At 73.1% G+C, this 12,438-nt stretch carries 11 protein-coding genes; 5 read left to right on the top strand and 6 right to left on the bottom strand.

Translation table 11 applies throughout. From position 1 onward, the window contains the following. The first annotated feature begins 11 nt into the window (after positions 1-11). The 5 genes from IEX42_RS10140 (at position 12) to IEX42_RS10160 (ending at position 4,823) form a co-directional block, all read left to right on the top strand. On the top strand, positions 12-1,034 hold the full coding sequence (locus IEX42_RS10140; RefSeq protein WP_188779667.1) for an ABC transporter substrate-binding protein: 1,023 nt from the start codon (positions 12-14) through the stop codon (positions 1,032-1,034). 58 nt (positions 1,035-1,092) lie between these two features. Then, on the top strand, positions 1,093-1,713 hold the full coding sequence (locus IEX42_RS10145) for an endonuclease (RefSeq protein ID WP_188779668.1): 621 nt from the start codon (positions 1,093-1,095) through the stop codon (positions 1,711-1,713). After that, complete coding sequence (locus IEX42_RS10150) at positions 1,710-2,687, top strand: cation diffusion facilitator family transporter (RefSeq protein ID WP_188779669.1); 978 nt, start codon at positions 1,710-1,712, stop codon at positions 2,685-2,687. Before IEX42_RS10145 ends, IEX42_RS10150 begins: the two co-directional genes overlap by 4 nt. 190 nt (positions 2,688-2,877) lie before the next feature. Beyond that, positions 2,878-4,215 (top strand): 4-aminobutyrate--2-oxoglutarate transaminase, encoded by a 1,338-nt coding sequence (gene gabT / locus IEX42_RS10155; RefSeq protein ID WP_188779670.1) that lies wholly within the window; start codon positions 2,878-2,880, stop codon positions 4,213-4,215. A gap of 8 nt (positions 4,216-4,223) precedes the next feature. Further along, positions 4,224-4,823: an LppA family lipoprotein gene (locus IEX42_RS10160; protein ID WP_188779671.1), complete on the top strand. Its 600-nt coding sequence runs from the start codon at positions 4,224-4,226 to the stop codon at positions 4,821-4,823. A 3-nt stretch (positions 4,824-4,826) separates the two neighbouring features. Here IEX42_RS10160 and IEX42_RS10165 read toward each other — a convergent pair whose 3' ends face one another. The 6 genes from IEX42_RS10165 to IEX42_RS10190 form a co-directional block, all read right to left on the bottom strand. Further along, entirely contained in the window at positions 4,827-5,591 is a 765-nt protein-coding gene (locus IEX42_RS10165) for a nitrilase-related carbon-nitrogen hydrolase (RefSeq protein ID WP_188779672.1), read from the bottom strand. Continuing rightward, positions 5,588-7,264: a flavin monoamine oxidase family protein gene (locus IEX42_RS10170; protein ID WP_188779673.1), complete on the bottom strand. Its 1,677-nt coding sequence runs from the start codon at positions 7,262-7,264 to the stop codon at positions 5,588-5,590. Before IEX42_RS10170 ends, IEX42_RS10165 begins: the two co-directional genes overlap by 4 nt. Positions 7,265-7,492: 228 nt before the next feature. Continuing rightward, positions 7,493-8,032 (bottom strand): cysteine dioxygenase, encoded by a 540-nt coding sequence (locus IEX42_RS10175; RefSeq protein WP_188779674.1) that lies wholly within the window; start codon positions 8,030-8,032, stop codon positions 7,493-7,495. After that, positions 8,014-9,003 carry an amidohydrolase family protein gene (locus tag IEX42_RS10180; RefSeq protein WP_188779675.1) on the bottom strand — a complete coding sequence of 330 codons (990 nt, stop codon included), beginning with the start codon at positions 9,001-9,003 and terminating at the stop codon, positions 8,014-8,016. Before IEX42_RS10180 ends, IEX42_RS10175 begins: the two co-directional genes overlap by 19 nt. A gap of 120 nt (positions 9,004-9,123) precedes the next feature. After that, positions 9,124-9,870, bottom strand: coding sequence for a response regulator transcription factor (locus IEX42_RS10185; RefSeq protein ID WP_229660764.1), 747 nt, complete (start codon positions 9,868-9,870; stop codon positions 9,124-9,126). Beyond that, on the bottom strand, positions 9,867-12,437 hold the full coding sequence (locus IEX42_RS10190; RefSeq protein WP_229660765.1) for an ATP-binding protein: 2,571 nt from the start codon (positions 12,435-12,437) through the stop codon (positions 9,867-9,869). Before IEX42_RS10190 ends, IEX42_RS10185 begins: the two co-directional genes overlap by 4 nt. Between the last annotated feature and the right edge of the window lies 1 nt (position 12,438).

Raw genomic sequence — 12,438 nt, forward strand, 5'->3', positions numbered from 1 at the left:
GGAGCACCACCATGCAGCCCACCCGACGCGGCCTCCTGAAGTCGCTCGCCGTCGCCCCCGTCCTGCTCTCGCCCACGCTGCTCGCGGCGTGCGGTGCGGGTTCGAGCTCGAAGGCCGGCACCCTCAACGTGGGCCAGATCAGCGACTCCGTCGCGTTCTTCCCGCTCTTCATCGCCGAGAAGCAGGGCTTCTTCACGGACGAGAAGCTCAGCCTCGGCGAGCGTCCACGGCTCGGGACCGGCGCCAAGGTGGCCGCGGCGCTGAAGTCCGGCAGCATCGACCTCGGGGGCGGCGTCATGACCGACGCCCTCAACCTCGCCGAGATCGACGACCAGGCTCGGCTGACCACCTCGTTGATCAGCGCCTACTACGTCGACATCGTGGTCGGAGGATCCGCCGGCAAGGGGGGTGGCTCCCTCGAGGAGCGCGTCCTCGCGCTGAAGGGGAAGAAGATCGGGATCACCGGGCCCGGTAGCGGGACCGAGGCACTGGTGACGTACCTCTTCGAGCAGGCCGGCCTCGACCCGGCCAAGGACGCCACGTTGGTCAATCTCGGTGCAGTCGCCACCGCCGCGGTCGGCGCGCTCAAGTCCGGGCGCGTCGACGCGCTGTCGTTCTTCCAGCCGATCGGCCAGCAGGCCGAGGCCGCCGGGGTGGGGAGCATCTACATCTCCCCCGCCGCCGGCGACGTCCCCTCCCTGGACGGCGACCTGCACGGCGTGGTCTTCAGCCGGCAGAGCATCCTCGACGACAAGGCCGACGAGGTCGCGGCGTTCCAGACCGCGATCGGGCGGGCGCTCGGGGTGATCCGCGGAGACGGCTCCCGCGTGCGGGACCTGCTCGGCCAGTACCTCGACGGCACCCCCGACGCCGCCCTCGACAAGCTCGTGCCGATCCTGCAGAAGGAGACGGCGACGACGCCCGCGGTGGTCGAGTCGCAGTACGAGGTCGCGCGGACCTTCCACGTGCAGAGCGGTCTGGTCGACGCGGCGCCGTCCTACTCCACCCTCGTGCCCTCGCGGTTCCGCGCCTGAGCCGACGCGCCTCTTCGGGTGTGCTGGACCCCGCGCTCCCGGTGTTGACTTCCTCCTCGTGGTCAGCAGCGCTCAGCAGCGGAACCGGGTGCGCGAGCTCCTCGCCGGGCACCCGAGGTCGTACGCCGAGCAGGGCGGTATCACCCTGCGGGACAAGCCGTCGCCGCTGTTCCGGCTCCTGGTGCTGTGCCTGCTCGCCTCGGCGCCGATCGGGGCGGACCTCGCGGCCGCGGCGTCTCACGAGCTGTCTCGCGCGGGGTGGCGCACCGCGCGGCGACTGGCCGAGTCGAGCTGGCAGGAGCGGGTCGACGCGCTGGGTCGGGCGCACTACCGGCGCTACGACGAGAGCACGGCGACGGAGCTCGCGAAGGCCGCCGACCACGTGCTCCGGGCGCACCGCGGCGACCTGCGCCGCATACGACCCGAGCGCCCCGACGACGTGCCGAGGCTGCGCGGGGCGCTGACGGAGGTGCCGCGCATCGGTCCGGTCGGCGCGGACATCTTCTGCCGGGAGGCCCAGGCCGTCTGGCCGGCCCTGCGCCCGTGGTTCGACGACCGTGCGCTCGCCGCGGCCCGGGGGCTGGACCTCCCCGACGACCCAGCCGCTCTCGCCGCTCTCGCGCCGCGGGGGGCCGCGCACCGGCTGGCGCACGCCCTGGAGGAGGCTGAGCGACGATGACACAGCAGGCGCGAGGTCGGCAGCCCGACCGGCACGACGACAGCACCTCCGGCGACAGCGGCATCACTGTCGTCCTCGCCGGCGCCGCCAACCTGCTGATCGCGGTCGCGAAGCTGGTCGCCGGGATCGTGTCGGGCTCGGCGGCGATGCTCTCCGAGGCCGCGCACTCCTTCGCGGACACGCTGAACCAGCTGTTCCTCATGGCGGCGCTGCGCCGCAGCTCGCGCCCGGCGGACGAGGAGCACCCGTTCGGCTACGGCAAGGAGCGGTACTTCTGGTCGCTGCTCGCCGCCGTCGCCGTCTTCGTCCTCGGCGCCGGGTTCTCGATCTTCCAGGGGGTCAAGGCCCTGGTGTCCGGCGAGCGCGAGGGCAGCCCCGTGCTGGCCTTCATCGTGCTCGGGCTGGCCGCCGTCCTCGAGGGCACGTCGCTGGTGCGCGCGATCTGGCAGCTGCGCAACGACGCCCGCGCCGAGGGCGAGTCCGTCGTACGACACCTGCGCACGGCTGAGCCGACGCTGCGCGGGGTGTTCTTCGAGGACTCCGCGGCGATGCTCGGGCTGGTCTTCGCCGCCGCCGGCCTGGCGCTGGACGAGCTGCTCGACTCCACCGTCTTCGACGCGGTCGCCTCCCTCCTGGTGGGCGTGCTGCTGATCGGGGTGGCGTTCACCCTCGGCGAGTCCAACCGCGACCTGCTGATCGGTCGGGCGGTGGACAACGACCTGCGCGAGCAGATCCGTACGACGGTGCGGGACACGCCCGGCATCCGCGGAGTGATGCAGGTCCTCACGATGCAGATGGGCGCCGACGACGTGCTGCTCGCGGTCAAGGTCGACATCGACGACGACGAGACCGGCGAGGACGTCGAGCGGGTCGCCGACGACGTGGAGCGACGTGTGCGGGAGTCGTACCCGGAGGTCCAGCACGTGTTCGTCGACCCCACTCCCGGCACGGAGGACGACGTCCAGCGGGCCTAGGCCGTGTCTCTCCATTCGTGGCCTGCTGCCCGCCGCCCATCACGCACGCTGGCGGCGTTGCGGAAGCTCGACGGGCCGCCGGCCCCCCTTCGCTCCCGCGCCAAGCCACCACCCCGCAGTTGCCAGCGCACGCGCTGGACGACGTTCAGCGGTCGGCCAGAATGGAGAGACACGCCCTAGGGTGAGACCTGTGCCACTACCCACTCAGGAACGCCGCCTCGTCACCGCCATCCCCGGCCCCCGGTCCCAGGAGCTCCAGCAGCAGCGCGACGCCGCCCTGCCGGTCGGCCTCGGGATGACGATGCCGGTCTTCGTCGACCACGCCGGTGGCGGGATCCTGGTCGACGTCGACGGCAACCAGATCGTCGACCTCGCCTCCGGCATCGCGGTGACCAGCGTCGGCGCGGCCGACCCCGAGGTCGCCCGGCGGGTCTCCGAGCAGGTCGAGCGGTTCACGCACACGTGCTTCCTCGTCACCGAGTACGCCGGGTTCGTCGACGTCGCGAACGCCCTCAACCGGCTCACCCCGGGCGACCACGCGAAGAAGACCGCCCTGTTCTCCACCGGGGCCGAGGCGGTGGAGAACGCGGTCAAGATCGCGCGGGTCCACACCGGCCGGCCGGCGGTGGTCGTGCTCGGGCACGCGTACCACGGTCGCAGCCTGCTGACGATGTCGATGACGGCGAAGAACGTGCCGTACAAGGAGGGCTTCGGGCCGTTCGCGCCGGAGGTCTACCGCGCGCCGTCGCCGTACCCCTTCCGCTGGCCGGGCGGGCCCGAGGCGTCCGGCGAGGAGGCGCTGGCGGCGCTGAAGGACCTGGTCGTCTCGCAGATCGGTGCCCACCACGTCGCGGCGATCGTGGCCGAGCCGATCCAGGGCGAGGGCGGCTTCATCGTGCCGCCGCCCCGCTACCTGGCCGGCGTCGCCGACTTCGCTCGCGAGCACGGCATGGTCTTCGTCGCCGACGAGATCCAGACCGGGCTGGCCCGCACCGGCGCGATGTTCGCCTGCGAGCACGAGGGCGTCGTCCCCGACCTGGTCACCACCGCCAAGGCGCTCGGCGGCGGGCTGCCGCTGGCCGCGGTGACCGGGCGTGCGGAGATCATGGACGCGGTCCCCGCCGGCGGCCTGGGCGGGACGTACGCCGGCAACCCCGTCGCCTGCGCCGCGGCCCTCGGCGCGCTGGACACCATCGAGAAGCAGGACCTCGTGGGCCGGGCCCGCGAGATCGAGGCCCGGGTGCTGCCCCGACTCTCCGCCCTCGTCGGCCCGGACTCCGTCGTCGGCGAGGTCCGCGGCCGTGGCGCGATGCTGGCGCTGGAGTTCGTCCGCCCCGGCACCACCGAGCCCGCCCCGGACGTCGCGAAGGCTGTGGCCGCCCGCTGCCACGCCGAGGGCGTGCTGGTGCTCGTCTGCGGGACGTACGGCAACGTGATCCGGCTGCTCCCGCCGCTGGTCATCGGCGACGAGCTCCTCGACGACGGGCTCTCGGTGCTCGAGTCCGCGATCGCTGCCGAGAACGGCTGAGCCGCCAGATGACGCGCGGCGCGGCCCCGCGCCGCCCGGGGCACTCGCTCGTTCCCGCACGCCGCGCGGTCGCGGCGCTGGCCACTCTCGCTGCCCTCGGCCTCGCAGCGTGCAGCCCGACGTCGGGCACCGACGGGCCCGACGAGCCCGACGAGCACAGCACGAAGACGATGGAGCAGGCCGTGGGCGACATACAGCGGATGCGCCAGGACATGGTCGAGGCACTCGACGCGAAGCTCGAGAGGCGCAGCTGGGGTCTCGACCCCAGCAAGGAGCCCACGATCGATCGCTCCGGCTGCTCGGGCATCTCCGACTCCGAGACCGGAGAGGTGGCCTACCTCCCGATCTGGGGACCCGACCGGGCCTATCCGCGCGACGAGTGGCGACAGGCGACGACGATCGTCGCCGAGGTCGGCAGGAGGTACGGCTTCGACAAGGTCGGCACGACGATCGACAACGCCGAGATCCTCTCCATCGACGGTCGCGCGCCCGACGGAGGGACCTACACCTTCGGGCTGGGAGCCAACGGCGCTCTCAGCATCGCCACCGGCTGCTACGAGTGGAAGAAGACACCCCGGGGCACGCCGCCGGACCTCCCGTCGGAGTAGTGCTCACCACAGGTCGGTACGACGGTCCCGCAGGTAGTGCGGAGTGCGGCGCACCGGCTCGGTCGGCGCGGCCACGAGCAGCGTCTCCTCCTCGGGCCCGGCGGTGAGGGCCTCGCCGTCGGGGCCGGCGAGGACGCTGAGCCCGGCGTACGTCGTCCGGCCCTCGCCGCCGACGAAGTTCGCGTAGGCGACGCGCACGCCGTTCTCGTACGCGCGGGCCGGGACCAGCAGCGTCGAGACGGGCTCGTAGCCGACCGGGTTGGCGGTCGGGACGAGGACCAGCGCCGCCCCGGCGAGCGCCGCGGCGCGGACCGACTCGGGGAACTCGACGTCGAAGCAGATCAGCCCGGACACCGGGGTCCCGCGCAGGTCCCCGACCTGCGGCGGCGTCGGCCCGGGGGTGAACCGGTCACGGTCGATCGAGGCGAACAGGTGCATCTTGCGGTGGCGTACGACGACCGTGTCGCCGTCGAGCACCTGCATCGCGTTGAAGACGCACGAGCCCTCGCGCTCGGGGTAGCCGTACGCCACCGCGACGCCCGTGCGCCGGCTGATCTCGGCGACCGCGCGGGCGGTCGGGCCGTCGTACTGCTCGGCGAGCCGCTCGGTGTCGGCGGGTGAGATCTCGTAGCCGGTGGTGAACAGCTCAGGGGTGAGCAGCACGTCGGCTCCGGACTCCCGCGCCTGCGCGCACGCCGCCTCCAGCCGCGCGAGGTTGCCCTCCACCTGGAGCGGGTCCGAGCGGCACTGCCAGAGAGCGACCTTCACGGCAGTGCCACCGGCGCCAGGTCGTCGAACCGGTCACCCGGCCCTGGGTTCTCCGGGTGGCAGCGCCCGCCGAGGTGGGTCATCACGCCCCAGACCGCGTTGAGCGCGGTCTGCACCGCGCCCTCGGCCCAGGCCGGCGTGAACGACACGTCGTCGCCGGCGAGGAAGATGCCGCGCTCGGACGCGGGCAGGTCGCGCTGCACGAAGTGCGTGTACATCCGGTGGTTGTAGCGGTAGTGCCCCGGCAGCGCGCCCTTGAACGCACCGAGGAAGTGCGGGTCGTCCTCCCAGGAGACCGTGACCGGGTCGCCGACGATGCGGCTGCGGATGTCGACGCCGGGGTAGATCTTGGCGAGCGCCGCGAGCGCCAGCTCGACGCGCCGCTCGACCGGGTGCGGCAGCATCTTCAGGCTGTCGGACATCCAGGAGTACGACAGGCAGATCACCGCCGGGCGGTCCGGCCCGTTGTCGAAGAGGTACGTCCCGCGCGTGAGCCGGTCCGTCAGCGTCATGCTCATCACGTGCCGTCCGGTCTCGGGGTCGACGTCCTTCCAGAACGGCTGGTCGACCATCACGAACGTCTTCGTCGACTGCATGTAGCGGGTCCGGTCCAGCGCCATCCACAGCGACTGCGAGAACAGCTCCTCGTCGACCTCGACCTCGGTGGTCAGCAGCCAGCTCTGGCAGGTGGCGAGCACCGCGTCGTGGCGGCGCGTCACGCCCCAGCGGTCCCGCACGTCGAAGCGGCCCTCCTCGGCCCGCGAGATCGCCGCGGCCGCGGGGAGCGTGGCGTTGGCGTGCAGCGAGGCGAGGGTCGTCCCCGCGGGCCACGGGCTGTCCTCGCGCACCGGCAGCGTCCACAGCCCGCGCGGCAGCTGCTCGGACCCGCCGTCGATCAGCCGCTGGTCGGTGTCGCAGTTGGTGAGGACGACGCGGAGGATCTCCAGCATCGAGTTCGGGAAGTCGGAGTCCCAGCCGCCGGTGCCGAAGCCGACGACACCGAACAGCTCGCGGTACTCGAACGGCAGCGACGAGAACGCCTGCGAGCTGGCCACGAAGTCGTAGAAGGTCCGCTCGTCCCACTCGGCGACCAGCGTGTCCCACCGCTGCTTGAGCGCCGCGACGTCGCGCCGCCGGATGGCCTCCTGGAGCTCCTCGAAGCCGACCGCGCGCAGCGCCTCGTCCCAGGCGCCGGACATCGTCGAGAACAGCTCGGGCAGGTCCTCGAGGCTCTCGCCGTAGTACGTCTCGCCGCCGATGTCGATCACCGTGCTCCCGGCCGCCGGGGTGAGCGGGTTGGGGAAGGGGCGGCTGTGCAGGCCGAGCCGGTCGGCGTAGTGGAAGAACGTGGAGCCCGACACCGGGAACCGCATCCCGCCCAGCTCGGCGGTCACCCCGCGCGCGGCCTCGAACTCGTGGGTCCGCAGCCGGCCGCCGATCCGGGTCGCCTCGTAGATCACCGGACGTGCGCCGAGATTCATCAGCTCCCAGGCCGCGACCATCCCCGACAGCCCCGCCCCCACCACGGCGACCTCCGCGCCGTGCGCCTCGGGCGGCAGCTCGCCGAGCCCGTGGGGGCTGGTCACCCAGTCGTCGTACGCGAACGGGAAGTCGGGACCGAAGATCGTCACCGGGCCGTCCGCCCGCGTCTCGTCGGGAAGCAGGATGGTCATGCGGGCGAGCCTAGGTCCGCCGGCGACGCGTCGGCGCGCACGTCACCGGGTCGCGACGCGCGCGCCGGCGACCTGGTGGTCGAGCCCGACGCGAGCCCTGGGTGGTCGAGCCCGACGCGAGCCCTGGGTGGTCGAGCCCGACGCGAGCCCACGGGTGGTCGAGCCCGACGCGAGCCCTGCGAGCGAGGACGTCGAGACCACCCTGGCCCGACGCCGGCGACCGGCGGGTCAGTCGATCGGGCGCAGCTCGTCGGCGTACGACAGCGAGACCCGCTTGAGCAGGCCGCGCCGGTCCACGCGGTACTGACCCATCCGCCACAGCGGCGGGCTGTACGCGTGGACCGAGACCGAGCCGGGCACCGCACCGTTGAGCCGGTGGATGTGGTCGGTCTCGAACGAGAACGTCGTCCCCGCCGCGACCCGGGTCTCGCGTGCACCCTGGGCGAGGGTCAGGTTGTTCTCGACCAGCTCGCCGCTGACCACGCTGACCGCGCCGCAGGAGACGTCGTGGTCGTGCCAGCCGGTGTCGTTCTGCGGGGTCCAGCACAGCAGCCAGACGTCGACGTGCGCGTCACGGTGCAGCGAGGCGAAGACCCGCTCGTCGTCGTCGAAGCCGACCAGGTGGTCCCAGTCCTGCGGGCGAGCGGCGACGGTCCGGGCCAGCCGGGCGAGCTCGTCGGGAGCGAGGTCGCGGTCCTGCGGCAGGCCGAGGTCCTCCAGGACGTCGGTGACGCGGGTGCGCGTGGGGGTCAGCTGGCGTACGCCCATCGTGGGGCTCCTTCCGGTGAGACCGACGAGGTCGGGTCCGGCGTCCCGAGCAGGCGCCGGGGGTTGTCGGCGCGGACCGCCCGCTCCCCCGCCTCGCCGAGGACGGTGCCGAGCGGCGTCGGTACGGCGTACGGACGGTCCGAGCCGAGGACGAGGGCGTCGATGCCGAGCACCCGCACGACCGCGTCCAGGGACCGGGGCCCGTGCCCGCTGGAGTCGACGAAGATCCCGGGGTCGACGGGCTCGGGCGACCCACCGCGGACCAGGTGTCGCTCCTCGTGCAGCGGCGCGAGCCCGGCCGCCGCCGCGAACACCAGCCGCAGCTGCGGGTGGCTCGCGCGGCCGACGTACGCCCGCCAGGCCCACCAGGCGGCGTGCAGCTGCTGGCCGTACCCGACCACCGGTGCCCACCACTCGGGGACCGGTGCGTCCCCGGCGGCGCGGCGCACCGGCCCCGGGTGGATCAGCACCGGCCGGTCGGCGGACTCGGCGACACTCAGCAGCGGCGCGACCCGCTCCCACGCGCCGGGCGTCGAGAGCGTGGTCGCGGGAAGCTGGAGCCCGACGAAGCGCGGCTCGGCCAGCAGTCGACCGAGCTCCGCCGGGTCGGGGTCGAGCTCCGGGACCGACGCCCAGGCGCGGAAGTGGTCGGGGAGGCCGCGGACGCCGCGGTGCCAGGCGTCGATCAGGCGGGACGCCTCGGGCCTGGGCAGCGCCTCGACCCCGAGCGGCGACGAGAGGCTGACGCAGGCGGTACCGGTGCCGTCGGCGAGATCGGTGGCCACGCGCCCGGAGGCGTCGTGCGCGGCCGGGTCGACCTCGTACTCGGGCTCGCCGGCGGTGTGCAGCGTCCAGCCGCGCAGGTACGGCGGCGCCGCTCTCGCGCGCAGCCGGTCGAGGAGGTCCTCGGGCCACAGGTGCTGGTGGACGTCGGTCGCACCGGGCTCGCCGGCAGACGTGGCAAGGGGCATGACGGACACCTTAACCTAACTATGTTGCTAGACAAAGGTGCTATTTGACCCCGGGCTCGGCTGGCGGCCAGCGGCGCGCCTGCCGCGACGGCCGGCCAGCGCAGGGGACGGGTCGACGGTTCACGACTGCTCCGGCGCAGCGCCCGACGGGGTCTCCTCGGACGGCTCGACAGCCGAGTCGAGCAGGTAGCCGCGGCCACTGGAGGTCACCAGGTACGCGGGGTGCGACGGGTCGTCCTCGATCTTGCGGCGCAGGTGGGCGATGTGGACCCGGAGGTACTGGGTCTCGCGCTCGTAGCCCGGACCCCACACCTCGCGCAGGATCTCTTCCCGGCTGACCAGCGCTCCCGGGCGCCGAGCGAGCAGCTCGAGGATCTGCCACTCGGTAGGCGTCAGGGCCACGGGCTCGCCGCCCCGCCGCACGTTCTTGCGCTCGAAGTCGACCTCGAGCTCTCCGAGCACGAGAACCCCGCCGGGGCCCTGCCCCGACTGCCCGGACCGGCGCAGACAGGTCCGCAGTCGGGCGAGGAGCTCGGTCATCGCGAACGGCTTGGTCACGTAGTCGTCGGCCCCCAGGTCGAGCGCCTCGGCCTTGCCCACCGGGTGGTGCCTGGCCGAGACCACGATCACCGGCACCGCGCTCGTCCGGCGCAGCCGGGTCAGCACCTCCACCCCGTCGATGTCGGGCAGGCCCAGGTCGAGCAGCACGGCGTCCGGACGCTGGGTGACCACTGCCGACAGCGCCGCCCTCCCGGTCTGCGCGGTGGTCACCCGCCACCCGGCGGCGCGCAGGTTGATGCTCAGTGCGCGGAGGAACGGGATCTCGTCGTCCACCGCGAGCACCCGCGGCTCGTGGGCGGTGCTCACGTGACGTCCTCTCGCGCCGGTTCCACCGGGCTGCGCAGACCCTCGACCTCGACGGGCTGTGCGCGCGGGAGGGTGAGCACCATGGTGAGCCCGCCGCCCGGGGTGTCCTCGGGTGTCAGGGTGCCCCCCACGGCCTCGGTCAGCCCACGAGCCACTGCCAGCCCGAGGCCGAGACCGGTGGGGCCCTGGTCCCCGAGGCGCTGGAACGGCTCGAACATCCGTTGCCGCTGCTCCTCACCGACGCCGGGTCCCTGGTCGACGACCTGGATCTCGACGTGCTCGGCGAGGGTGTGCACCAGGATGCGGACCGCGCGCCCGCCGGAGGCCCTCACGGCGTTGGCCACGAGGTTGTCGACGATCCGCTCGAGGAGCCCGGGGTCGGTGGAGACCAGGGGCGTCGTCTCGTCCAGCTCGAGCTCCACCGCGTCGGTTCCGGCCACGACCAGGGGAAGAACCTCCTCGAGGCTGTGCGGCTCGAGCCTGGCGCGCACCAGGCCGCTCTGCACCCGGGAGAGGTCGAGCAGATTGTCGGTCACCGACTCCGAGCGCCGCATCGCCTCGGCCACCGTGGCCAGCATCGTGTCGCGGTCCTCGGCACCGAGGTCGGGCAGCATCAGGCCGTCGAGCGCCGTGCGCATGATCGCCAGCGGCGTGCGCAGGTCGTGTCCCACGGCGCGCAGCAGAGCCGTCGACGTCGCCTCCGCCTTCTCCAGTGCCTGGGCGCGGAAGTCTCGCTCACGCAGGCGCCGGTACTCCAGCACCAGCGAGGTCTGCACGGCGAACCCCTCCAGGACGCGTCTGTCACTGGCCCTGAGCGCGTCGCCGCACAGGGCGAGTCGATGGATGTCGTCCACGACGACGGTGGTGTCGGCCCGAGCTGGGTCGTCGACGCACCGTGCACCGGATGCCGCGAGGACCGACCAGCCGGCGTCGCCGTGCTCGAGCAGGGCGACCGAGTCCTGGCCGAACACCTCTCGTACCCGCTCCACGACGGCCTCCGCCGTGTCCTGACCGGTGAGCACCGATCGGGACAGCGACCCGATGGTGGCGGCCTCCGCTCGTGCCCGACGTGCATCCGTGGTGCGCCGGGCGGCTCCGTCGACGACGGTGGCCACGGCGATGGCGACCGCCACGAACACGATCAGTGCGATGGCGTCGGAGGGCTGAGCGATGCTGAGGGTGCCCCGAGGCTCGGTGAACCACCAGTTCAAGAACACGAAGGCGACCAGCGCCGCGAGGAGGGCCGGGAGCAGCCCGCCGACCAGGGCGACGAGCACGGTCGCGGCCATCAGCCCGAAGCTCGCGACCGGGAGCTGGTCGGTGTCGGAGAAGACGTGCAGCATCGCCGCCAGCCCGGCGGGGAGGGCCACCGCCCCCACCAGGCCCAGCACCTGGCGTTCCCGAGACAGCGGCGGGGCCAGCAGCCCCTTGGCCCGCATCCCGCTGGAGCCCTGGAGGTCGTGGGTGACGAGGTGGACGTCGATGGCGCCGGCGACCTCGGCGGTCCGGTCCCCGGTCGTGCCGGTGAAGAGCCGTCGCAACCGCCCGTGACGTGAGACGCCGACCACGATCATCGTGGCGTTCGCGCCCTCCGCGAAGTCCACCACCGCGGCCGGGACGTCCTCGCCGACCACGGAGTGGAAGGTGCCGCCCACCGCGGCGGTGAGCTGCTGCACCCTCGCGATGGTGCGCTCGTCGGCGGCACGCAGGCCGTCGGTGGCGATCACATGGACGGCCAGGAGCTCCGACCCGGCGGCACGCTGCGCCAGACGAGCGCCGCGACGCAGCAGGGTCTCGCTCTCCGGGCCGCCCGTGACCGCCACCACGATCCGCTCCTTGGTCGGCCAGGGGTGCTCGATCCGGTGGGCGCGGCGGTAGTCGCCGAGCGCGTCGTCCACCCGGTCGGCCAGCCACAGCAGGGCGAGCTCTCGCAGTGCGGTGAGGTTGCCGACCCGGAAGTACGAGGCCAGCGAGGCGTCGACATTCTCCGGCTTGTAGACGTTGCCGTGCGCCATCCGGCGACGCAACGCGTCCGGCGCCATGTCCACGAGCTGGATCTGGTCGGCCGTGCGCACGACCTCGTCCGGCACGGTCTCGCGCTGCCGGACCCCGGTGATCCGCTCGACCTCGTCGTTGAGCGACTCGAGGTGCTGGATGTTCACGGTGGTGATGACGTCGATCCCGGCGGCTCGGATCCGGCCGATGTCCTCTGCACGCTTCTCGGTGCCCGATCCCGGGATGTTCGTGTGGGCCAGCTCGTCGACCAGGACGACGGCGGGCGCGCGGGCCAGCACCGCCTCGGTGTCGAGCTCGGTGAACGTCGTACCGCGGTAGGAGATCTCGGCGCGCGGCAGGACCTCCATCCCCTCGAGCATCTCGACGGTGCGAGGCCGCCCGTGGGTCTCGACGTAGCCGACGACCAGGTCGGTCCCACGGGCGACCCGTCGTTGCGCCTCGCCGAGCATGGCGTAGGTCTTGCCGACCCCGGGCGCCGCCCCGAGGTAGACGGTCAGCCGCCCCCGTCGCGCCGGCCGGCCGGTCGGCGAGGCCATCGAGGACTGGCTCATC

The organism is Marmoricola endophyticus, assembly GCF_014644415.1.
GTDB lineage: Bacteria > Actinomycetota > Actinomycetes > Propionibacteriales > Nocardioidaceae > Marmoricola > Marmoricola endophyticus.